This window comes from Streptomyces sp. SD31 (genome assembly GCF_052068475.1).
Taxonomy (GTDB): Bacteria; Actinomycetota; Actinomycetes; order Streptomycetales; family Streptomycetaceae; genus Streptomyces.
In genome coordinates, this window is record NZ_JBQHCX010000021.1 from 74368 (window position 1) to 96381 (window position 22014).

Annotated in this window: 20 protein-coding genes and 2 pseudogenes; 16 read left to right on the forward strand and 6 right to left on the reverse strand. The window is 71.1% G+C overall.

All coding sequences use genetic code 11. The features are described from left to right. Positions 1 to 170: 170 nt before the first annotated feature. From ACTMVF_RS36035 to ACTMVF_RS36065, 7 genes are all read left to right on the forward strand, one after another. On the forward strand, positions 171 to 722 hold the full coding sequence (locus ACTMVF_RS36035) for a hypothetical protein (protein ID WP_441275274.1): 552 nt from the start codon (positions 171 to 173) through the stop codon (positions 720 to 722). Positions 723 to 763: 41 nt separating this feature from the next. Continuing rightward, entirely contained in the window at positions 764 to 1459 is a 696-nt protein-coding gene (locus ACTMVF_RS36040; protein ID WP_441275275.1) for an alpha/beta fold hydrolase, read from the forward strand. 74 nt (positions 1460 to 1533) lie between these two features. Beyond that, a complete protein-coding gene (locus ACTMVF_RS36045) occupies positions 1534 to 2703 on the forward strand; it encodes a lactate 2-monooxygenase (protein WP_441275276.1) in 1170 nt (389 codons plus the stop codon). Beyond that, entirely contained in the window at positions 2700 to 3677 is a 978-nt protein-coding gene (locus tag ACTMVF_RS36050) for a 2-hydroxyacid dehydrogenase (RefSeq protein ID WP_441275277.1), read from the forward strand. Before ACTMVF_RS36045 ends, ACTMVF_RS36050 begins: the two co-directional genes overlap by 4 nt. Positions 3678 to 3801: 124 nt before the next feature. Continuing rightward, a complete protein-coding gene (locus ACTMVF_RS36055; protein WP_441275278.1) occupies positions 3802 to 4191 on the forward strand; it encodes a hypothetical protein in 390 nt (129 codons plus the stop codon). A 237-nt stretch (positions 4192 to 4428) separates the two neighbouring features. Beyond that, the gene (locus tag ACTMVF_RS36060; protein ID WP_441275279.1) at positions 4429 to 5112 is read left to right on the forward strand and encodes a TetR/AcrR family transcriptional regulator; all 684 of its coding nucleotides are present in this window, start codon (positions 4429 to 4431) and stop codon (positions 5110 to 5112) included. 158 nt (positions 5113 to 5270) lie between these two features. Beyond that, a complete protein-coding gene (locus tag ACTMVF_RS36065; RefSeq protein ID WP_441275280.1) occupies positions 5271 to 6581 on the forward strand; it encodes a cytochrome P450 in 1311 nt (436 codons plus the stop codon). A gap of 177 nt (positions 6582 to 6758) precedes the next feature. Here the strand turns inward: ACTMVF_RS36065 and ACTMVF_RS36070 are convergent, their stop codons facing one another. Then, complete coding sequence (locus tag ACTMVF_RS36070; protein WP_441275281.1) at positions 6759 to 7616, reverse strand: response regulator transcription factor; 858 nt, start codon at positions 7614 to 7616, stop codon at positions 6759 to 6761. 125 nt (positions 7617 to 7741) lie between these two features. Here ACTMVF_RS36070 and ACTMVF_RS36075 point away from each other — a divergent pair, with 125 nt between their 5' ends. The 4 genes from ACTMVF_RS36075 (at position 7742) to ACTMVF_RS36090 (ending at position 12990) form a co-directional block, all read left to right on the forward strand. Then, positions 7742 to 9439 (forward strand): AMP-binding protein, encoded by a 1698-nt coding sequence (locus tag ACTMVF_RS36075; RefSeq protein ID WP_441275282.1) that lies wholly within the window; start codon positions 7742 to 7744, stop codon positions 9437 to 9439. A 54-nt stretch (positions 9440 to 9493) separates the two neighbouring features. Further along, on the forward strand, positions 9494 to 10741 hold the full coding sequence (locus tag ACTMVF_RS36080; protein ID WP_441275283.1) for an acyl-CoA dehydrogenase family protein: 1248 nt from the start codon (positions 9494 to 9496) through the stop codon (positions 10739 to 10741). Next, the gene (locus ACTMVF_RS36085; protein WP_441275284.1) at positions 10738 to 11508 is read left to right on the forward strand and encodes an SDR family NAD(P)-dependent oxidoreductase; all 771 of its coding nucleotides are present in this window, start codon (positions 10738 to 10740) and stop codon (positions 11506 to 11508) included. The genes ACTMVF_RS36080 and ACTMVF_RS36085 overlap by 4 nt, the downstream gene beginning before the upstream one ends. A 126-nt stretch (positions 11509 to 11634) precedes the next feature. Continuing rightward, on the forward strand, positions 11635 to 12990 hold the full coding sequence (locus tag ACTMVF_RS36090; protein ID WP_441275285.1) for an MFS transporter: 1356 nt from the start codon (positions 11635 to 11637) through the stop codon (positions 12988 to 12990). 185 nt (positions 12991 to 13175) lie between these two features. On the opposite strand, the gene ACTMVF_RS36095 is transcribed toward ACTMVF_RS36090, so the two are convergent. Together ACTMVF_RS36095 and ACTMVF_RS36100 are read right to left on the reverse strand one after the other, a co-directional pair. After that, entirely contained in the window at positions 13176 to 13709 is a 534-nt protein-coding gene (locus ACTMVF_RS36095) for a kinase (protein ID WP_441275393.1), read from the reverse strand. A 146-nt stretch (positions 13710 to 13855) separates the two neighbouring features. Beyond that, complete coding sequence (locus ACTMVF_RS36100; protein ID WP_441275286.1) at positions 13856 to 15256, reverse strand: M1 family metallopeptidase; 1401 nt, start codon at positions 15254 to 15256, stop codon at positions 13856 to 13858. 113 nt (positions 15257 to 15369) lie between these two features. On the opposite strand from ACTMVF_RS36100, the pseudogene ACTMVF_RS36105 reads away from it, so the two are divergent. From ACTMVF_RS36105 to ACTMVF_RS36115, 3 genes and pseudogenes are all read left to right on the forward strand, one after another. Next, a pseudogene (locus ACTMVF_RS36105) lies at positions 15370 to 15570 on the forward strand (helix-turn-helix domain-containing protein); the annotation flags it as partial. Positions 15571 to 15771: 201 nt separating this feature from the next. Beyond that, positions 15772 to 16098, forward strand: coding sequence for a hypothetical protein (locus tag ACTMVF_RS36110; protein ID WP_441275287.1), 327 nt, complete (start codon positions 15772 to 15774; stop codon positions 16096 to 16098). A 39-nt stretch (positions 16099 to 16137) separates the two neighbouring features. Then, positions 16138 to 16750 (forward strand): annotated as a pseudogene (locus tag ACTMVF_RS36115) (transposase); the annotation flags it as partial. A gap of 62 nt (positions 16751 to 16812) precedes the next feature. Here the strand turns inward: ACTMVF_RS36115 and ACTMVF_RS36120 are convergent. The 3 genes from ACTMVF_RS36120 to ACTMVF_RS36130 all read right to left on the reverse strand — a co-directional run bounded on the left by ACTMVF_RS36120 (position 16813) and on the right by ACTMVF_RS36130 (position 19399). Further along, entirely contained in the window at positions 16813 to 18426 is a 1614-nt protein-coding gene (locus ACTMVF_RS36120) for an RICIN domain-containing protein (RefSeq protein ID WP_441275288.1), read from the reverse strand. A 346-nt stretch (positions 18427 to 18772) separates the two neighbouring features. Next, the gene (locus tag ACTMVF_RS36125; RefSeq protein WP_441275289.1) at positions 18773 to 19150 is read right to left on the reverse strand and encodes a toxin Doc; all 378 of its coding nucleotides are present in this window, start codon (positions 19148 to 19150) and stop codon (positions 18773 to 18775) included. Between the two features lie 3 nt (positions 19151 to 19153). Further along, complete coding sequence (locus ACTMVF_RS36130) at positions 19154 to 19399, reverse strand: hypothetical protein (RefSeq protein WP_048578995.1); 246 nt, start codon at positions 19397 to 19399, stop codon at positions 19154 to 19156. 208 nt (positions 19400 to 19607) lie between these two features. Here ACTMVF_RS36130 and sigJ point away from each other — a divergent pair, with 208 nt between their 5' ends. Beyond that, positions 19608 to 20537, forward strand: a complete 930-nt coding sequence (sigJ, locus tag ACTMVF_RS36135) for an RNA polymerase sigma factor SigJ (RefSeq protein WP_441275290.1) — start codon at positions 19608 to 19610, stop codon at positions 20535 to 20537. Then, entirely contained in the window at positions 20534 to 22000 is a 1467-nt protein-coding gene (gene qcrB / locus ACTMVF_RS36140) for a cytochrome bc1 complex cytochrome b subunit (protein WP_441275291.1), read from the forward strand. Before sigJ ends, qcrB begins: the two co-directional genes overlap by 4 nt. Positions 22001 to 22014 lie beyond the last annotated feature (14 nt).

A 22014-nucleotide genomic window follows, 5' to 3' on the forward strand; every position in this document is an offset into this window, starting at 1 on the left:
TTCCAACGCCGGAAGTTGGCGGTTCTTGATCGTTCCAAGTCGCCGAGTGGCCGGATCCCGCACGCTCAGCAATAGGCCTGAAACATTCCGGTTGGGCCCTCCGGTTGAGCTCTCGGCTTACTCGACCGCTGTCCCTTGCGTTCGCAAGCGGGCGGAGTAATCGTGATTACATGATTACCAGCGAACAAAGAGAGAAGCTACGCGGCTGGTTCGCCGGCCGTCTGCCCGACGACCTCTTCGAGGACCTCGTCGAGGTGACGGTCGACCGCGAGGAGATCACCGTGATCGGCCGCGTCCGCCCACCCCACCTGGCCGAGGACGTCTCGGCCGCCGAGCGGGAGGCGGCCGTGGAGAGCCGGATCCAGGAGTTCCGGGAGCGCACCCGGGAGACCCGGATCGGGGTGGCCCGTGAGGCGGAGCACCGGTTCCGCAGGAAGGTCTCCTGGGGAGTGGAGTGCGACGGCGAGCGCGCCCTGTTCACCCACATCGCCGCCCCGGTGATGACCCGGCTGCGTCAGCCCGAGCGGCAGGTCCTCGACACGCTGATCGCCGGCGGGGTCGCCCGCAGCCGCAGCGACGCCCTCGCCTGGTGCGTACGGCTGGTCCAGCGGCACACGGACGACTGGCTCACCGAACTGCGCGAGTCCCTGGAGAACGTCCAGCGGGTGCGGGCACAGGGGCCGGACACGGAGCGGGAGGGCACACCCACGGACACCGACTGATGGAGCGAGCCGTTGTCAGACCCGTCCGCTACGTTGCCGGCATGACCGACTTCGTACTGGTGGCTGGGGCGTGGCTCGGAGCGTGGGCGTGGGACGAGGTGGCGGTCGAACTGCGCTCGGCGGGGCATGTAGTCCACCCCCTGACGCTCTCCGGCCTCGCCGAGAAGCAAGCTGTTCCCGCCGGGCAGCGGACTCATGTCCAGGACATCGTGGATGAGGTCGAGCGCCTCGATCTGCGTGACGTCGTCCTCGTCGGGCACAGTTACGCCGGTGTGCCGGTCGGACAGGCGGCCCTTCGGATCGGTGACCGGCTGCGACGTGTCGTCCTGGTCGATGCCAATGTCGCCGTCGACGCGGAGACGTTCCTGGCCGGCTGGCCGAGCGACGAGGTACGGGCGGCGATCAAGGACAACGGCGGCGTCTGGCCGCCGCTCACGGCAGCCGACTGCGTGGGCCAAGGGCTGACGGACGAGCAGACAGCCCGGATCGTCGCCGGCGCGACCCCGCATCCGGGCGCGACGCTGACCGAACCGGCCGTCATGCCACGGCCGTTGGACGAGCTGCCCGGCACCTACATCAAGTGCCTGCTCGACGGCGACGAGCCGATGCCCGCCGCGGCCGCGCTCCTCAAGAGCGACCGGTGGAAGCTGGTCGAGATGGACACCGGCCACTGGCCGATGTTCTCCCGGCCGCGCGAACTGGCGCGCATCCTGCACGAGTCGGCGACCGGACCCTGACCCTCCCCTCCTGCCTACTGGTCGGTATGGTCGGCGTACTGCGCGTTCTCAGCGACGAGAGGCGGGATGCCGGCATGGCGAAGCACTGGGCGGACTTCCAGTACGAGATCTATCTGAACGGGACAGCGGGGGCCGTCCCCCGGCTGCCCACCGATCTGACCCGGCTGGAGGAGCTCACCGAGCAGCGCCTCGGCCCCGGCCCCGTCGGCTATGTGGCGGGCAGCGCGGGCGACGGCAGCACCGCCCGCGCCAACCGGGCGGCGCTGCGGCGGCGCCGGATCGTGCCGCGCATGCTGCGGGACGTGCACGAACGGGACCTGTCCGTCGAGGTGTTGGGCCGCTCCCTGCCCGCTCCGCTGGCACTGGCGCCGGTCGGAGTGCTGTCGATCATGCACCCGGGCGCCGAGTGCGCGGCCGCCCGGGCCGCGGCGGCGCAGGGCGTTCCGTTCACCCTCTCCTCGGCGTCCAGCACGCCCATGGAGCAGGTCGCGGAGGCGATGGGCGACGCCGAGCGCTGGTTCCAGCTGTACTGGCCGAAGGACCCGGAGGTGGGCCGGAGTTTCCTGAACCGGGCGAAGGCGGCCGGGTTCAGCGCGCTCGTCGTCACCCTGGACACGCCGATGCTGGCCTGGCGGCCCCGCGATCTCGACCAGGCGTATCTGCCGTTCCTGCACGGCGTGGGCACCGCGAACTACTTCTCCGACCCGGCCTTCCGGGCGGGCCTGGCCAAGCCGGTGCACGAGGATCCGAACGCAGCCGTGATGCACTTCGTCGGCATGTTCTCTGACCCCGCCAAGACCTGGCCGGACCTGGCGTTCCTGCGCGAGAACTGGGACGGCCCGATCGTCCTGAAGGGCATCCTGCACCCGGACGACGCCCGTGCGGCCGCCGACGCCGGGATGGACGGGGTCGTCGTCTCCAACCACGGCGGCCGCCAGGTGGCCGGCGCCATCGGCGCGGCGGACGCCCTGCCCCGGGTCGTGGATGCGGTCGGCGACCGGTTGACCGTGCTGTTCGACAGCGGCATCCGCACCGGCGACGACGTCTTCAAGGCCCTCGCCCTCGGCGCGCGGGCGGTGCTCGTCGGGCGTCCGTACGCGTACGGGCTCGGGCTCGACGGACAGGCGGGCGTCGAGCACGTCATCCGCTGCCTGCTCGCCGAACTCGACCTCACCCTCGCCCTGTCCGGACACGCCACCCCCGCCACGGTCGGCCCCGCCGACCTCACCGAGGAATCCGCATGACCGCCCCGAAGAACGTCCTCGCCGTCATCCCGCCGCATGTGGGCGGTCGTGACGTCGGCGCCGGCCTCGCCACGCTCTTCCCCGAGGGGGCGAACGTCACCGTCGTCGAGGCGGCCGACGAGGACCCGGCCGCCCTGCGCGCCGCGCACGTCGTCATCACCGCGCTCGCCCCGGTCACCGCCGACCACCTCGCCGCCGCGCCGGAGTTGGAGCTGGTGCAGTGTGCGAGCCACGGCTTCGACTACGTCGATGTGGACGCGGCTCGCGAGCGCGGAGTGCGCGTGTGCAACATCGGCTCCAGCGGCGCCGAGGCGCAGAACGTGGCCGAGCAGACCTTCGCCCTCATGCTCGCGCTGGCCAAGCAGATCGTCCCCGCCCATACCGCGCTCGTCGAGGCCGACTGGGCGCTCCCCCGGCTGCAGCACTCGCTGACCGAACTGTCCGGCAAGACGCTCGGCATCGTCGGCCTGGGCCAGATCGGGCGGCAGGTCGCCCGCCGCGCGGCCGCGTTCGACATGAGCGTCGTCTACACGGGGCGACGCCGGCTGCCGCCGGAGACGGAGGCCGAGTTCGGCGGTGCCCGCCATGTCCCGCTCGACGAACTGCTGCGCACCGCCGACTACGTCTCTCTGCACGCCCCGCTCACCGACGAGACGCGGAACCTGCTGAACGCCGAGCGGCTGACGCTCCTCAAGCCGTCGGCGTTCGTGATCAACACCGCGCGGGGCGCCCTGATCGACCAGGACGCCCTCGCGGACGCACTGGAGAAGGGTGCCCTGGCCGGGGCGGGCATCGACGTCTTCGACCCCGAACCGCCCACCCCGGCCCTGCGCCTGCTCCGCGCCCCGAACGTGGTGCTCTCCCCACACGCCGGCGGCGTCACCCGCGAGACCCTCGTCCGCATCGCCCTGGCCGCCGTCCAGAACGTGACCGCCTTCCTGGCGGACGGGGCACCGCAGGACGTCGTGAACTAGGGACTGTCTTCGGTTGTGATCAGGCCCTGGGTGGGGTGCCGGTCCGGTAGGACGAAAATGATCTTGGACATCCTCGTTCTCGTCTCCGCAGGCACCCCTTGGACCACACCGCCAGGAGGAACCAGTGTCATTCCCGCATCTGCTCACCCCCGCGGAGAAGCTCACCGACGCGAAGAAGCTGTTGAGCCTCCCGCGTATCGTCGTGATCTGCGGCTCCACCCGCTTCATGACCGAGATGAACGAGGCCGATCTGCGGGAGACCAAAGCCGGAAAGATCGTCGTCAAACCGGGCTGTGACATGAAGTCGCCGTACGAAATTTGGTCCGATCCTGTCGAAGCCGAGGCGCTGAAGGTTCGACTCGACGATCTGCACCGCGCGAAGATCCGGCTCGCTGATGAGGTGCTCGTGGTCGGCGACTACATCGGAGACAGCACCCGAGCCGAAATCGCCTACGCCCGGTCGCTGGGCAAGCCCGTGCGGTTCACGCACCCCGAAGTCGACCCTGACGCCTGACCGCCCGCTGCCACCTCGACAACCAGGGCCGGCAGCCCGCCGCCTCACCGTCTCACGGTGGCTTCGGCCCAGCTTGGCCTCCGTCGTACACCGGCTGGATCGGCAGGCCGGACTCGCTCTCCGCAACGGAACTCACGCCGGAACCTTTCTTGATTCTCGATGCCTCTCGAACGGTACTCAGTACCTGACAGAGGCCAAGAGACATCCGGCCACCGCGACGGGAGAGGATGGGTGGTCATGAGCAAGCCATCTGCGCGGATGCGACTCGCGGACGCCGCGTTCGCCCTCTTCGACGAGTGCGGCTACGAGCAGACCACCGTGGACGACATCGCCGAACGGGCCGGTGTGGGACGTACCACGTTCTTCCGGCACTACCGGTCCAAGGAAGGGGTCATCTTCCCCGACCACGACCGGCTGCTGGAGCTGATCAGGGACCGGCTGGCGACCTCCAGTCACAGCACCGCGCTGGTCGCCGTGTCCGACGCGGTCCGCCTGGTGCTGCTGCACTACATCGACGAAGGCGATCTCGCTCGGCGGCGGTACGCGCTGACCAGCAAGGTGACCGCCCTGCGCGACCGGGAGATCGCCAGTGTGGCGCGCTACCAGCGCCTGTTCCGCGAATTCATCGCGGACTGGATGGGAGACCCGACCGGGTCGGCGTCGCTGAGGGCCGAACTCATGGCGGCGTCCGTCGTCGCGGCCCACAACCACGTGCTCCGCCGATGGCTGCGAGGCGAGTCCCCCGATCCCGTCAGGGAGATCGACGAAGCCATGCGCGAGGTACTCGCGCTGTTCCCGGCACCTGGCGCCTCGACGGAGGACGGGAGCGGTACCACCGTCGTCGCGTTCCGGACCGGTCAGCGCATCGACGCCCTGCTCCCCGAGCTGCGGCGCCTCGTCGAGGGCGAGGCCGGGCGCTGAGGGTGGGGCCACCGGAACGGGCGAGCGGGAGCGTGCGGATCCGGCGGGATCCAGCGGCTCCGACGAGGTCGGGAGGGGTCAGCCGGTCAGGAGGGTGACCGAGTGATGCCGCGCACACACGCTCGGGTACCGCGTCCGGTGCGTGTTAGCTTCCGGCGGTGATCTCCCCAGCTCTTGACGCATGGGCACCCGGCGGCGGCGCGGCGGGGCACGGCCCGGGGCACGGAATTCCGGGCACCCGTGATCCGCTCGGTCTGCTCGACCTGTTCGGCGACCCCTTTGTCCGCGACCCCCACCCCTGGCTGGACCTGCTGCGGTCCCAGGCTCCCGTGCACCACGACCCGGCCACGGGGCTCTGGCTGGTCAGCCGTCACCAGGACGTGCGCCACGTACTGCTGGACCCGGACGTCTTCCTTCCCGACAACGCCCAGCACAGCGTCAGCCCGCTGCCCGTGGCCGTGTTGCGGGTGCTCGCCCGTGGCGGTTTCGCCCTTCCGCCCGCGCTCGCCAACAACGGCACCCCGACCCATCCCGGACTGCGCCGACTGGTCACCCGGTTCTTCCACGCGAACCGTGTCGCGGACGCCGTACCCGTGATCGAGCGCATCGCCGACGGACTGCTCGACGAGGTGCGGTCGCAGCTCGACTCGACCGGCGGCTGCGACCTGTTCACCTCGTTCGCGCAGCTTCTCCCCTGCGAGGTGCTGATGGAGCTCCTCGGTATACGGGGAGTGGATCCGGCCACCCTCATCCGCTGGAGCGACGCCTCGCTGGAGCTGTTCTGGGGCAGGCCCCCGCTCGAACGGCAGCTGGAGCTGGCGGAGCTCGTCGTGGAGTTCCACCAGTGGCTCACCGACACCGTCCGCGGCGGCACGGCCGCCCCCGACTCGTTCATCGGGGCGCTCGCCCGGCACCGGCTGCCCGACGGCGGGCCGTTGGACGTCGCGACCGCGGTCGGCGTGTGCTTCTTCGTCTTCATCGCCGGCCAGTCCACGACCGGGCAGCTCATCACCACCGTGCTGCGCCGGGCTCTGGCCGAGTGCGGAATGTGGCCGCGCGTGGCCGGGGAAGCGGGTCTGGCCGAGGCCTGGGTGGAAGAGGTCCTGCGGCGCGAGCCGCCCGTGACCACCTGGCGCCGGGTGACGGCGCGGGCCACCGAAGTGAGCGGGGTACGCCTGCCGGCGGGCGCACAGGTGCTGGTGATGCTCCTGGGCAGCGGATCCGATCCGGAGGTCTTCCCGTCCCCGGAACGCATGTGTCCGCGCCGGGAGAACATCCGTCACCATCTGGCCTTCGGCGTCGGCCGGCACCGCTGCCCGGGCGCTTCGCTGGCACGCACGGAGGCCGCGGTCGCCCTGCGGGCGGCGGCCCGCGGCCTGCCGGGCATCCGACCGGCGGTCGGGGCCGGGGAACCGCCGATGCTCGGCCTGTTGTCGTTCCGGGCACCCCTGGCTCTGGTCGTCGAGTAGCGGCGGCCGCACGTCGGAGCCGTGTCCCTCACGGGCCGAACGCTTGAGGCAGCCCTTCCTCACGCTTGGGGCAGCCCTTCCTCAAGCTCGGGGACGCGCGGGCCGACACCGGGCGACGCGGTCCCCGCCGCGACCGCGGTCCCCGCGGTCGCGTCTTCGGCGCGCGGCCGACCGCCCCTACGGCAGCAGACCCCGCCGTCGGGCGGTGACGACCGCGGCAAGGCGTGTGCGGGCGTCGAGTTTGCGCATCGCGCTGCGCAGATACGCCTTGACGGTCTCGGGCCGGAGACCGAGGCGGCGGCCTGCTTCGGCGTTGGTGCAGCCCAGGGCGATCTGGGCGAGCACGTCGATTTCCCTGGGCGACAGCGGCGTGACCGGCTCGGGCTCCGGTGCCGCGCCGAGGGCGGCCAGGCGGCGGGACGCGGCGCCCAGCCGGGCGCGAAGGGCGTCGTCCTCGACGTCCTGAGCGATCATCCGCAGCTCCGCGTGGAGTTCGCGGACCTCCTCGACCATGAACCGGTCCCCGGCGGGCTCGCTCTGCGCGACCCGCAGGAGCCGCAGGCGCCGATCGACCTCGTCCCGTACGGCGACCTCGCCGGCCAGCCGCCGCGAGGCTTCCACGACCACGTCCGTCGCCCTGTCCCCCAGGGGTGTGGTGCACCGGCTCGCGCCATACAGCACGCCGCGTACGGCTCCGGCCACGACCACGGGAACGGCGACGACGGAACGGATGCCCTCCGCGTGCACCGGGCCGTCGTAGTCGTGCGTGATCGACCGGTCCGCCCCGTAGTCGGCCACGGCGGCGGGCCGCGCACTGGCCAGGACACGACCACCCAGGCCGGTCTCGGTGCGCACGTCGAGGCCGCGCAGCGCGGCCGTCCGGGCACCGATGAACTGCGACAGGTGCAGCACGTGTTCGCGCACCTGACCGCCGAAGACGACCGGGATGCGCGAGCGCTGGTGGAGCGATCGGAGGGCCTGCCGGAAGGCGTCCCCGTCGTCGGGCCGCAGGGAGGTGTCCGTACTGGAGTGCATTGCCACTGCCCCTTTCCGGGGGTAGTCGGCGCCGTGCGTGACGCGCAGCATGTGTCAGCAGCGCGCAGCTTAAGGCGCGGTAACGCCCCTGTAAAAGGTCCTGTCCATGAGAAAGGGAGTGGGTTGTGGTGACTACCCACGGTCATTCCGCTGAGGTACGGGAGAACTCGCCCGCCCCGGCCGCGCCGGAGCAGCGGGTGCGGGAACTGCTCGCGCTCTTCGATTCTCCGGACGCCTGCGCCGCGGAATTGCTGTGCGACCGCCACCCCGAGGAGGCGGTGGCCTTCACGGTCGTGGACGCGGACCTGTCCGCCGAAGACCTCACCTACGGACGGCTGCGCCGCGAGTCGGCCCGCTTCGCCGCCGCGCTGGCCGATCTGGGTGTCGAGCCGGGGGACGCCGTCGCCACGCTGATGGGCAAGTCCGCCGACCTGGTCGTGGCGTTGCTGGGCATCTGGCGGCGGGGCGCGGTGCACCTGCCGCTGTTCACCGCGTTCGCCCCACCCGCGATTCGGCTCCGGCTCGACGCCGGCCGGGCGAAGGTCGTCGTGGTCGACGCGGATCAGCGCGCCAAGCTCGCACCCGGTGACGACATGCCTGCCGAGCCGGCCTGGCTGACCGTGGTCGCCGGTGACACGGCGGACGAGGGCGCCCTCTCCTTCACGGGGCTGCTGGCCGGCTACACCGGGGACGAGCCGCAGGGCCGGGCCGTCGCCGTAGGCGGGGACGGGCCGCTGGTCCAGCTGTTCACCTCGGGCACGACGGGCACGCCGAAGGGAGTCCCCGTGCCGGTCAAGGCACTGGCCTCCTTCCAGGCGTACCTGGAGTTCGGCCTCGACGTACGCCCCGACGACGTGTTCTGGAACGCCGCCGACCCCGGCTGGGCGTACGGCCTGTACTACGCCGTCCTCGGCCCGCTGGCCACGGGCACCCGCAGCCTGCTGCTGCACGCGGGCTTCAGCCCGGCGCTCACCTGGCAGGTGCTCCGCACCTTCGGCGTCACGAACTTCGCGGCCGCTCCCACCGTGTACCGCAGCCTCAAGGCCGCGTCCGACCCCGTTCCGGAGGGCGTGCGGCTGCGGCGGGCCTCGTCGGCCGGTGAACCGCTCACACCGGAAGTCGTCTCCTGGTCCGAGCAGGCCCTCGGCGTGGCGGTACGCGACCACTACGGGCAGACCGAGCACGGCATGGTGATCGTGGGCGGCTGGGCCGACGCCGTACGGACGTCGGTTCCGCCCGGCTCGATGGGCAGGCCGCTGCCCGGCTGGTCGGCCGAGGTGCTGCACGACGACCGGGACGAGCCGGCGCCGCCGGGCGCTCTCGGCCGTGTCGCGATCGACGTCACCGGCAGTCCGCTGCTGTGGTTCTCCGGGTACGTGGACGCGCCGGAGAAGACCGCCGAGCGCTTCAGCGCCGACGGCCGCTGGTACCTCACCGGCGACGCGGGCGCCCGGAACGCCGACGGCGACTTCTTCTTCTCCGCCCGCGACGACGACGTGATCATCATGGCGGGCTACCGCATCGGCCCGTTCGACGTGGAGAGCGTGCTGGTGCAGCACGAGAGCGTCGTCGAGGCGGCCGTCGTGGGGGTGCCGGACGCCCTGCGCGGCGAGGTGCTGGAGGCGTACGTCGTGCTGCGTGATCCGGCGGCGGGCGACGCGGCCCTCGCCGAGGAGCTGCAGCACCTGGTCAAGCGCAGGTTCGCCGCGCACGCCCATCCCCGGACCGTGCACTTCACCGACCGGCTGCCCAAGACACCCAGCGGCAAGATCCAGCGTTTCCTGCTGCGCGAGCAGCGCGCTCTGGAGATCCGGCAGGCCTGAACCGTCGTCGACGGCCCGTCTCTCGTTCCATCCGCTCAGTGGAGGTTCGCCCCGATGTCCCGCACACCCGTGTCCCGACTGCTGCCGACCGAGGAGGCCGCGGAGCTGTTGGACCTGACACGCGCCATAGCCGACGGAGCACTGGCTCCGCGCGCCGCGGAGGACGAGGCCGCCGAGCGGTTCCCGCGGGACGTCTTCCGCACACTGGGCCGCGCCGGGCTGCTCGGGCTGCCCTTCCCCGAGGAGTGGGGCGGCGCCGGACTGCCCTACGAGGTCTACGTGCAGGTCCTCGAGGAGATCTCGGCGCGCTGGGCGAGCGTCGGTATCGGCGTGAGCGTGCACGCGCTGTCCTGTTTCGCGCTGGCGAACCACGGCACCGACGAGCAGCGGGGGCAGTGGCTGCCCGAGATGCTCGGCGGGGAACTGCTGGGCGCGTACTGCCTGTCGGAGTCCCACGCGGGCTCCGACCCGGCCGCGATGCGCACCCGCGCCGACCGGGAGGAGAACGACGGGGACGAGAGCGGCGACTACGTACTGCGTGGTGAGAAGGCGTGGACCACCCACGGCGGGCACGCCGATTTCTACACCGTCATGGCGCGCACCGGCGAACACCGCAGCCAGGGCATCTCCTGCTTCCTGGTCCCGGCCGACGCACCGAACCTGTCGGCCGACCCCCCGGAACGCAAGATGGGTCTGACGGCGCAGGCCACCGCGACCATGCGCTTCGACGGTGTACGCGTCTGCGCCGGGCGCAGGATCGGCGCGGAGGGCCAGGGCCTGTCCCTGGCGCTCGCCGGCCTCGACGCGGGTCGGCTGGGCATCGCGGCCGTCGCCGTCGGGCTGGCCCAGGGGGCGTTGGACGACGCCGTGGCCTATGCGAAGGAGAGGGAGGCGTTCGGCCGGCCGATCATCGACCACCAGGGGCTGGCGTTCCTGCTCGCCGACATGGAGGCCGCCGTGGAGTCCGCCCGCGCGACGCTGCTGTCGGCGGCCCGGCGCAAGGACGCCGGTCTGCCGTACGGCCGCCAGGCCAGTATCGCCAAGCTGGTCGCCACCGAGGCCGCGATGCGGGTGACCACGGACGCCGTCCAGGTCTTCGGCGGCGCGGGCTACACCAGGGACTTCCCCGTGGAGCGGTACATGCGGGAGGCGAAGGTGATGCAGATCTTCGAGGGCACCAACCAGATCCAGCGCATGGTCATCAGCCGGGAACTCGCCCGTGGCCGCCGCGGGCCCGTCGCCCACGTCCTCTCCCTCGCCTCCCCTGATTTCCCTGACTCCCTGGAAGGGAACCGGTCATGAACCTCACCGGAACCGCCGCCCTCGTCACCGGCGGCGCCAGCGGCCTCGGCCGCGCGACCGCCACCGAACTGCTGCGCACCGGGGCTCATGTGGTGATCGCCGACCTGCCCTCCTCCCCCGGCGAGGCTGTCGCGAGGGAACTCGCCGCCATCGGGCCCACGGTGCGCTTCGTCCCCTGCGACGTGACCGATGCCGACGACGTCCGGGCGGCCGTGGACGCCGCCGGCGAGCCCGCTCCGCTACGTACGGCCGTGAACTGCGCGGGAGTCGCCACTCCCGGGCGCATGCTGTCGCGGGAAGGACCGCTCGCCCTGGACGACTTCGCCCGTGTGGTCCACATCAACCTGACCGGCACCTTCAACGTGTTCCGGCTCGCCGCCCACCGCATCTCCGAGACCGAGAGCGTCGACGGCGAACGCGGGGTGCTCGTCGCCACAGCCTCGGTCGCCGCGTACGACGGGCAGATCGGCCAGGCCGCGTACGCCGCCTCGAAGGCCGGCGTCGCCGGGCTGACGCTCCCCGCCGCCCGCGAACTGGCCCAGCACCGCATCCGGGTGATGGCCATCGCACCGGGCCTCTTCGACACCCCCCTGATGGCGGGGCTCCCCCAGGACGCCCGTGACTCGCTCGGCCGTCAGGTGCCCCACCCGGCCCGCCTCGGCGATCCGTCCGAGTTCGCCGCCCTGGTCCGCCACATCGCCGAGAACCCGATGCTGAACGGTGAGGTCATCCGCCTCGACGGCGCCATCCGGATGGCGCCCCGTTGACGGAAGGAGAGAGAACTCCGCGTTCCCGTCCTCTGCCCACTCTCTCACTCCCCCCGCCGTGGTTCCGAAGTCCCCTTCCCCTTCCCCCCGTCCCCGCCCCGTTCCGCTGAGTCAACGGAGAGTCAGATGGAGTACCCAACGAACCGCTCGACGTCCATGCGCCGTGTCGCCACCGCCAGTTGTGTCGGCACCACCATCGAGTTCTACGACTTCTTCATCTACGGCACGGCCGCCGCCCTGGTCTTCCCGCAGGTGTTCTTCCCCGCGCTGGGCAGCGCCGCGGCGACCGTCGCGTCGTTCGCGACCTTCGCGGTCGCCTTCGTCGCCCGCCCGCTCGGGGCGATCGTGTTCGGGCACTACGGCGACCGCCTGGGCCGCAAGAACACCCTCATCGCCACCCTCATGCTGATGGGGATCTCCACGGTCGTGATCGGCCTGCTCCCGGGTGCCTCCACCATCGGCGTCGCCGCGCCCATCGCCCTGGTGGTCCTGCGCTTCCTGCAAGGGCTCGCCGTCGGCGGTGAGTGGGCCGGCGCGACCCTGCTCGCCGCGGAGTACGCCCCACCGGCCAAGCGCGGGCTGTACGGCGTCTTTCCCCAACTCGGCGCGGCCATCGCGTTCGCCCTGGCCAGCGGCACGTTCCTCGCCGTGAACATTGCGCTCGGCGAGACCAACCCGGCCTTCCTCGACTGGGGCTGGCGTATCCCGTTCCTCCTCAGCGCCGTCCTCGTCGGCCTGGGCCTGTGGGTGCGCACGGCCATCGAGGAGACCCCGGCCTTCCGCAACGAGCGCGAGCGGCGGAACGACGCGGCGAAGTGGGCCAAGCCCCCGATCCTCGACGTCTTCCGCGCCCAGCCCCGCGAGGTCCTGCTCGCCGGCGGCGTGCTGACGATCGTGTTCGCGCTGTTCTACCTGGGCACCGCCTTCCTCACCAGCTACGCCACCAGCACCGCCGGGGCCGGACTCGAGCGTCGCACCGTGCTGATCCTCAACATCGTCGCCGCGGTCGTGTTCGGCGTGACCACGGCGGTGTCGGGAATCGTGTCCGACCGGTTCGGACGCCGAAGAGTGATCGTCACCTGCTGCGCGCTGTCGATTCCCTGGGCGCTGGTCCTCTTCCCGATCATGGACACCGGGTCGGTGACGGGCTTCGCCGTCGCCCTCCTCGGCACCCTGGCGATCTTCGGGATCGCCTACGGCCCGGTCGGCGCCTACCTGCCCGAGATGTTCCACACCCGCTACCGCTACACCGGCGCCGGGATGGGCTACAACCTCGGGGGCGTCCTCGGCGGAGCCGTCGCCCCGCTGCTCGCGGCCCAACTCGTCGGCAGCTACGGCGGCTACGCCGTCGGCCTCATGATCGCCGCGCTCGGGCTGCTCAGCCTGGTCTGTGTCATCGCTCTGGGCGAGACCAAGCACCGCGCCGTCGACGCGGCGCCGGAGACCACCACCGACGTCAAGGACCGGCTCACCCCAGCCTGACCAGCGTGGTTCCCCGCAGAGGCGAGCAGCAGAGCAGAGGCTCCCCCGCGCGGATCGTACGAGCCGGACGACACTGCCGCGATCACGGACGCTCTCCCCGCCCGTGATCGCGGCAGCCGCACTGACAGGAGTCTGCGCCCCTGACCGGCTGACCGGCTCTCACCTGGTGAACCCACAAGCCACGATCAGCGGTCCGTCGCGGGCAGGTGGGCAAGGCCCGTGTCGGTCATGATGCGGTCCACGGTCTCCCCCAGGGCGCTGTCGGCGCCGATGACGGTCTCGATTCCGCTGGGCAGCAGGTCGTGGGGCCGGTACCAGTCCCGCAACCTGGTCGCGTCGACGACGTCGGCGATCGGCTTGGTGGCGTGCCGGACGAGGGTCTCGTCGAACGGCACGTCCAGGTAGTAGCCGTGAGTCGGGCCGCGATGGTCGGCGCGGAGTCGGGCGAGCATGTCGCCGTACCGGTCGGCGTACAGGATGCCTTCGACGACGACATGAAATCCCGCGTCGAGGGCGTAGCGGGCCGTCAGGTCGATCAAGCCGATGTTCGCCGCGCCGGGCCGGTCGTGTTCGCGGAGCACCGTGCGGCGGAGGTTGTCCTGGCCGACCAGGGCAAGGCCGCGGCCGAACCGGTCCCGCAGGCCCGCCGCGACGGACGACTTCCCCGAAGCGCTGTTGCCGCGCAGTACGACCAGCCGGGTTTCTTCGGTGCCCACCATCACGACGATCACGCTACCGACGACCGGTGATCGCGTGCGGGCGATTCCCGGTGCCGGTGGTTCTCGGACGGCTCAGGCGGCACACGTGTCTCCGTACTCCGGAGCAGTAACTGCCTTCACCAGCACGTCCCTTGCCCTTCTCGTCGTCACCGAATGCGGTGGGTCTCCCAGAACGGGCCGAGGTCCTCGTCCGTAGCCGCCTGTGCGGCCTTCTTGAAGGCGGCCGTGGTGGAGACGCCGTACCAGTGGTCCCGGGCGTACCGCTTGAGGAAGCGGGCCATGGTGTCCGCGCCGAGCGTGCGTTCCAGGTCGGCCAGGGCGCAGGGCCCCGCCGTGTAGACGAGGTGGTACTCGTCGCGGTGCCCGGACCAGTAGGCCATCGAGTTGGTCAGCGCGGCACCGTCGCTCGGCCAGTGGACCTCCGACCAGCAGTCGCGGGTCTCCCACCCGTAGAAGCGGGCGTTGGCGTACTGGGCGAAGCTCTCGTCCAGCCACGGTGAGGTGTACTCGTCGTTGCCGACGATGCCGTACCACCACTGGTGCGCCACCTCGTGGACGACGGCGCCGCCCTCCTCGGTGGTGCCGACCAGGACCAGGCCCGGGTATTCCATGCCGCCGCCGAACCCCGGGGTCATCACGAGGTCGATCTCGCCGTACGGGTACCGGCCGAACTCCTCGCTGAAACGGTCGAGGGCGGCGACGGCGTCCGTACGGTTGAGACGGACCCCCACGGCGGGTGTGTCGCTCGCCCAGTACGACTTCACGCGGACACCCCCGGGGGTGGTCTGCGTCGCCGTGCGGAACGGGCCCGCCGCCCACGCGAAGTCCCGCACCCTGTGCGCGACGCTCAGGGTGACCGTACGGCCGCGACCGTCGGGGAGGGCACGGGTGCGGCCGGTCGCGGGGACCTTCAGGGCCGACGGGTGGTCGAGCCGGACCCGGAAGTCGCTCGTGAGCGCGTGGAAGCTCTCACCAAGCGGCGCGTACGGATCGAGGTGCCACCCCTGCGCGTCGTGCACGGCGAGCACCGGGAGGGCGTTGCCGAGGAAGCGGTGGGCGCCCTCGCGGCCGAAGCGCGCGTTGCGGTCGGGCACGGTGAGGGAGACGTCGAAGGCGACCGTCGTCCGCTCTCCGTGCCCCAGCGGCTTGGGGAGGGCGATGCGCAGGGCCGTGCACCGCACGGTGAGCCGGTCCGGCGTGCCCCCGTCGACGTTCGAGACGGTGACGGGCGGAGGCGAGCCGGGTGTGCCGCACTGGTCCTCGCCGTTGCCCCACAGGCGCAGGTACACCTCATGCAGCGGCTGACGTGAGGCGTTCCGGAACGACACCCGCTGCCGTCCCGTCCAGTGGTCACCGTCGGCGTCGGAGCGCAGGGACACGTCGTAGCGAGCCAGATCCGGCGTGGCGACCGCGCTCGCTCCCGGGCGGGCCGCCGCGTCGGCGTCCGGCGCGCCGGGACCGACCGCGAGGAACTGCACGAGGAGGACGAGCAGGACGCTCGTCAGACGACGACCGGACTCGGGCGACCAGCTGATCGACGGTGACATGCTTTCGGATCCTGCCACAACTCGGGCCGGACGGCGCCTACTTGGAGGGGCGCTCGGGTGGCGTGCCGGGGCTGCTCGACTCCCCCACGAAGGGAGAGTCGAGAGTGGAGCCCATGCACAGGGACGAGGCGTCGCGGCCGACGTGGAGTATCGGGGCCGTGGCGCGGCAGGTCGGGCTGCCGGTGAAAGTGGTCCGGCACTGGTCGGACGTTGGGGTCGTGACGCCGGTCGGCCGGACCTCCGGCGGATACCGCCGCTACGACGCCGCCGGTGTGGCCAGGCTGCACCTGGCCCGCACGCTGCGGGACCTGGGGATGGGGCTCGAGCCCGCGCCGCCGCGGCCCTTCAGGTTGATGTTCTCGGCGAGCTTCGCGAGCTGCTACGTCGGGCTTCGACCTTGTCGAAAGGCTCGATCTGCCCATGCATCTGAAGGTGCACGGGCCGCTCGAACCGATGGGCGGTGAGAGATCCGGGCCGTCCTGGACCGCTCCTTCGGTCCCGCTCCCGGCCGTCGCGTGGTCGAGCAACTCCTCGTCGAACTGCTGGTGCACGGCTGGGACCTCGCGACCGCGCTCGGCCTCGACCGCGATCCGCTGCCCGACATCGCGCGCGCCGCCCTGCCGGTCGTCCGGGAGATCTACGGCGAACTGCCCCGCACCGCCGGTGGATCCATCGCGCCGGTGCGGCCCGTACCCGAGCACGCTCAGGCCCTCGACCGGGTGGCCGCGTTCCTCGGCCGCCGCGTCCCCGAAGAGCGCACGCAGTCGGTGCGCCGGCTAGGGACTGTCTTCGGTTGTGATCACGCCCTGGTGGGGTGCCGGTCCGGCAGGACTGTGGTGTGACACGTGCGCAACTCGCCGGCACTGAATGGGAGTTCATAGGGAGTGATCTGGCGGTTCCGCACCGGCAGCCAGCGGCGGGAGATACCCGAGCGGTTCGGTGCCTGACAGACCGTCTACAACCGCTTCATGCGCTGGCGCGACGCGGGGGTCTTCGAGGTCCCGCTGGAAGAGGCCATCGCCGAGGCCGCCCGCAGGGACGAGATCGACACGTCCCTGGCCAGCGTGGACTCCACCACCACGCGGGCTCACCACGACGCGGCCGGCATACGGGTCAGCGAGGAGACCTTGGCGGCGCTGGAGGAAGCGCCGTCCGCGCACCCGACCCGACGCCGTGGCGGGCAACAAAACCTACTCCTCCCGCGTCAACCGCGCCCACCTGCGCAAACGCCGCATCAAGGCGGTCATCCCGGAGAAGAAGGACCAAGCCGCCAACCGCAGGAAGAGAGACAGCCGGGGCGGCAGGCCCCTCACCCACAACGCCGATCTCCACCGCGACCGCAACACGGTCGAGCGGGCCATCAACAGGATGAAGGACTGGCGGGGCGTCGCGACCCGCTACGACAAGAAGCCCGAGAGCTACCTCGCCGGACTCCCTCTCCGCGCAGCGACCATCTGGATCAACAGCCTCCTCAAGACCACTGATCACAACTGAAGACAGTCCCTAGGGCCTGTCTGAGCGGCCGGCACCGGACGACCCGGTGCCGCGGCCCACTCCTACGCCTCCTCCCCCGCCAACCCCACCGCCCGCGCCGCCGGTGTCTCGATCTCCGCGCTCGACAGTGACCCGGGGCTGGCCGACGCCGCCGGATCGGTCAGCCAGCGCTGTTCGTCGGAGCCGTCGCGGACCTTGATGACGATGTCGGCGCCCGCGTCCGCCGTGGTGAACGTCAGGGCGAGCCGCTCGTCCCAGCGGGGCAGCAACTCGCCCTGCACGGTGAGGTCGTAGCGCACGTCGTCGGCCCGCTTGGAGTCGTCGTCGACGCACTCGCCGAGGATCACCACACCGGCGTCCGCATGCGAGTCCAGACACAGGTCGGGCTCCGCCACGCTGCGCAGCAGGCCGTCCTTCTCGTACGACCACTGCTGGGTGTCGTCCGAGGAGCACTCGGCCAGTTCGGTACCGGCCCCGGCCTTCGGCTCGCCCCGGATGTCGAGGCACAGCTCCGCGTCGGCGTTGCGCAGCCGCGTCCGGCCCGGTGCGTGGGGGAGCTGGGCCGTGCCGGGCGGTGAGGAGGAGACCGTGGGGGGCAGCTGGGATCGGGTGCCGCCACCCGTGGCAGAGGCGGCCGGGTCGACCCCGTCGTCGTCCGACAGCAGCCCGGACGCGAGCATGATCGCGATCAGCCCGGCGGAGGCCACCCCCACTCCGGTGAGCAGTGTCCGGGAGCGTGGTCCACCGGGCGCCCTGCGCGCCTGTGCGGGGATCCGCGGCAGCAGTCGACGCCGTCCGGCACCGTGCCGGGCGGCGCCTTGAGTGCGGGGCCCGTCGCCCTGGGTACGGCCGGGTCTGGTGTCCAGATAGCGACGCGCGCCCCAGCCGAGCACCGCCTCGGCGATGAGCACACCCAAACCACCCTCGAAATGGCTCAGTTGTTCGGCGGCGTTGCGGCAGTAGCGGCACTCCGTCAGATGCTGCTGGACGTCCGGCAGCAGGGCCCCGCCCCGGCGAATCGGGACATCGAGGAGGCGGTTGTAGAACCGGCAATCCTTCGTCGGCGCGAGTTCCCTATGGGCATGTACACAACCTTCGCGGAATTTATCACGCGCCTGTTCGAGCGCGGCCGCGGCCGTGACGGTATCCATGCCCAGCAGACCGGCGGGGACGCTTAACGGCTCGGCCTCGACCTCGGTGTGCCAGAGCAGACACCGGGCAAGTCCCGGAAGCGCCTGGAATGACCGATCGGTGAGCTTCCGATTTTCGGGCGTCATGGACTTCGCGGTACGCATACCTCGACCGCCCGCGGTTTTCTCCAGCTCCGGCATAACGCCCGATATTCGGTCCTCGTCGGACCACTGCCGGACCACGTCCCGCACGGCCACGAGCAGCCGGGGACGCAGCGCGGCGGCCGGTTCGCCCAGCGCCAGGCGATCGAGGACCTGGTGGAAGGCAGCAGCGGTGACCATGTCGGCGACGTCCGCCGGGGAGGCGAGACAGATCACCGCGTATGCGTGGACCGGTTGCCAGTGCCGCGCCATGAGCAGCGCGACGGACGGAGCGGCCTCACCGTCCGTACGGCCCCGGAGCCGGGCGGCGAGGCCTTCGTCGGATTCCTCGGGAACCCCGCCGGGCGGGGGGTAAGGAGGGCGAGGGGGGTGGGGGGTGGGCACTGAACGGATTCCTTCCCACGCGCATGACTCAGAAGTTCCGGTCGCCGAAAAGGAGAGCGGCTTGGTGTGTACCTCTTCGACGCGAGCGCGGGGAGCGCGAATTCACCAACGTCCATCCGCCCGGTTCCCCACGGAACGAATGAGCCCGGCCTTTTCCCACCCCCCACGGGTAGTTCACCCTTGCACAGCACACCAATGGCCAACAAGGCACTTGGGCCAACATCCGCACCTTTGAAAGAAAGTCAGATACCGCGGCAGCTCTCCACAGCGGCACGAACTTTCGCCATTCCATGCGCCCCGTGTGAAACGCGCCCACACGCCGGATCACTCCACGATCCGGCCGGCCTCAGATCTGCCAGGAGCGCAGCCGGTCGGCGGCGCCGTACACATCGACCTTGCCGGAGATCAGGTCGCGGGCCAGGTCGACGAGAGCCCCGTAGGGCGGGTCGATGCCCACGCCGCTGACGAACATGTAGGCCACCGCGGACGCACAGGCGAACCGGGCGTTGGCCGAGGGAAGCGGCTTGAGCAGGGTGAGGGTGTGCAGCAGCGCGGCGGCCCGCCAGGCCGGGTCGGAGTCGATGCCCAGGCGGGGCGGGTCCACGCGATGGCGTGCGACGGCGGCGACCAACGCGGAGAAGTCGTTGATCGTGGGCTGGTCCGGCAGGACCTCTTCGTGACGCTGGAGCAGCCAGGGCACGTCGATATGGATCACGGGTGCCATGGGTCAGGCGGCCCGTCCCTCGCCCTTGGCGGACGGTTCGTCGTCGGGGAAGGCGGCCGCGAACTCGTCGGCGTGCGACGCGAAGAACCGGCGGAACGCCTCGGCGCCCTCCTGCAGCGCCCGATGCCGCGCTATGTCGGCCGCTGCGGCCTCGCGCACGAGCGCCTTCATCGACGTACCGCGTTCCTTGGCGATCTGCCGCAGGTCCTCTAGCTCGCGGTCGCTGAACTCCACGTTGAGAGCTGGCATGCCCTTCACGGTACCGCTCGGGTACTCAAGCGTAAATACGCGCAGGTCAAGTGTGATGTACGCCGGTACCTGGGGGTGCGGAACGGGACAGCGGAGGCGACGCCGCGCCCGGTGTCGTCGAGACGTGGGTCACATTCAACCGTGGGATGTCACATTCCGGTCCCCGCCGGGCCTCGCAGTAGTGAGCGCGCACCGGGAGGCCCACCGCATGTCCGACATCCCCATGACCGTCACCGCCGACGCGACCGGCGTCTTCGTCGAGCACCGTGAGCTGATGTTCGGCGTCGTCTACAACATGCTCGGCAGCGTCGCCGACACCGAGGACGTACTGCAGGAGACCTGGCTGTCGTGGTCGGCGCGGAACAAGGGCGCGCCGCCCGACTCGATCGCCAATCCGCGGGCGTATCTCGTGCGGATCGCCGTGAACCACGCGCTGGCGCGACGGGCCGCGATCAGTCGCCGCCGGGAGACGTACGTCGGCCCGTGGCTGCCCGAGCCGCTGGTCGCGGACGGCGAGGACGACGGCGCCGGCGGCCCCGCCCTGCGCGCCGAGTCCGTGTCGCTGGCGATGCTGGTCGTCCTGGAGTCGCTGTCGCCGCTGGAGCGCGCGGTGTTCGTGCTGCACGAGGTGTTCGGGTACGCCCACACGGAGATCGCGGAGATCATCGACCGCAGCCCGGCGGCCGTACGGCAGCTGGCGCGTCGCGCGCGGGGGCATGTGCACGCGCGGCGGCCGCTGTACGAGGCTCATCCGCGGGTGCGACGGGAGGCGACCGAGCGGTTCGTGCGGGCCGCGGTGGGCGGGGACATCGCCGCGCTGATGGAGATCCTCGCACCGGACGTGACGGTGTGGACGGATGCCGGCGGCAAGCGCAGGCGGGCGGGGCTGCGTCCCGTGCACGGCCGGGACAAGGCGGTCCGGCTGCTCGGCTCGTACGCGAGCCGGGGCGGCGGGGCGGGCCACCTGGAGCTGCGGTACCGGCGGGTCAACGGCGACGACGCGGCGGTGCTGTTCGAGGGCGAGGAGCCGTACGCCGTCCTGGTCCTGGACCTGACGCCGGACGGCGAGCGGGTGTCCGGTGTCTATGTCGTCAGCAACCCCGACAAGCTGACGCACGTGCGCCGGGAGGAGGCATGAGCGCCCGGGAGCTGCCCGGCCGGGGTGAGCGGGTCGCGGACTGGTTCGACGGCCGGCTCGGCATCCACTCCCTCGGCCGGAGGTATCTGCGCAAGGTCTTCCCGGACCACTGGTCCTTCCTGCTCGGCGAGGTCTGCCTGTACAGCTTCGTCGTCCTGATCCTGACGGGCGTGTACCTCACCCTCTTCTTCCATCCCTCGATGAACGAGGTGACGTACCACGGCAGTTACGTGCCCCTCCACGGCGTTCGCATGTCCGAGGCGTACGCCTCCACGCTGGACATCAGCTTCGATGTGCGGGGCGGGCTGCTGATGCGGCAGCTGCACCACTGGGCGGCGCTGGTCTTCGTCGCCGGGATGCTCACGCACATGATGCGGCACTTCTTCACCGGGTCGTTCCGCAAGCCGCGGGAGATCAACTGGCTGTTCGGCTGGTCCCTGCTGTTCCTCGGCCTGTTCGAGGGCCTGTTCGGCTACTCGCTGCCGGACGACCTGCTGTCCGGGACGGGCCTGCGGTTCGTGAACGGCGCGCTGCTGTCCGTACCGATCGTCGGGACGTATCTGTCGATGTTCCTGTTCGGCGGGGAGTTCCCGGGCCATGACGTCGTGGCCCGCTTCTACTCCCTGCACATCCTGGTGATCCCCGGCATCATGGCGGCGCTGGTCGTGGCGCACGTCCTGCTGGTCGTGTACCACAAGCACACCCAGTTCGCGGGCCCCGGACGCACCGAACGCAACGTCGTCGGCGCCCCGTTCATGCCGGTGTACCTGGCGAAGGCGGGGGGCTTCTTCTTCCTGGTCTTCGGTGCCCTCGCCGTCATGGCGGCCGTGGCGACGATCAACCCCGTCTGGACGTACGGCCCTTACCGCGCCGACCAGGTCTCCACGGGCGCCCAGCCCGACTGGTACCTGGGCTTCGCCGAGGGGCTGGTCCGCATCATGCCGGGCTGGGAGATCACGCTGTGGGGCCACACGCTCGTGCTCGGCGTCCTCATCCCGATCGTCGTCTTCCCCCTCCTGCTGGCCTTCATCGGCGTCTACCCGTTCCTGGAGGCGTGGCTGACGGGCGACAAGCACGAGCACCACCTCCTGGACCGCCCGCGCAACCACCCGGTCCGCACGGCGATCGGCGCGGCCTGGATCAGCCTCTACCTGCTGCTCCTGGCGGGCGGCGGCAACGACATCATCGCGACCCGGCTGCATCTGTCGATCAACGTGGTGACCTGGACGATCCGGATCGCGGTGTTCGTGGTCCCGGCAGCCGTCCTCGTCATCACCCGCCGCATCTGCCTGGGCCTCCAACTCCGGGACGAGGAATGGGTGTTGCACGGTCGCGAGACGGGCATGATCAAGCGGTTGCCGCGCGGCGAGTACGTCGAGGTGCATGAGCCGCTCACTCAGGCGCAGTTGCACACCCTCACCGCCCACGAACGGCCGGGGGAGCTCGTGCGACGCGACTCCTAGCACTCCCCCGCCCT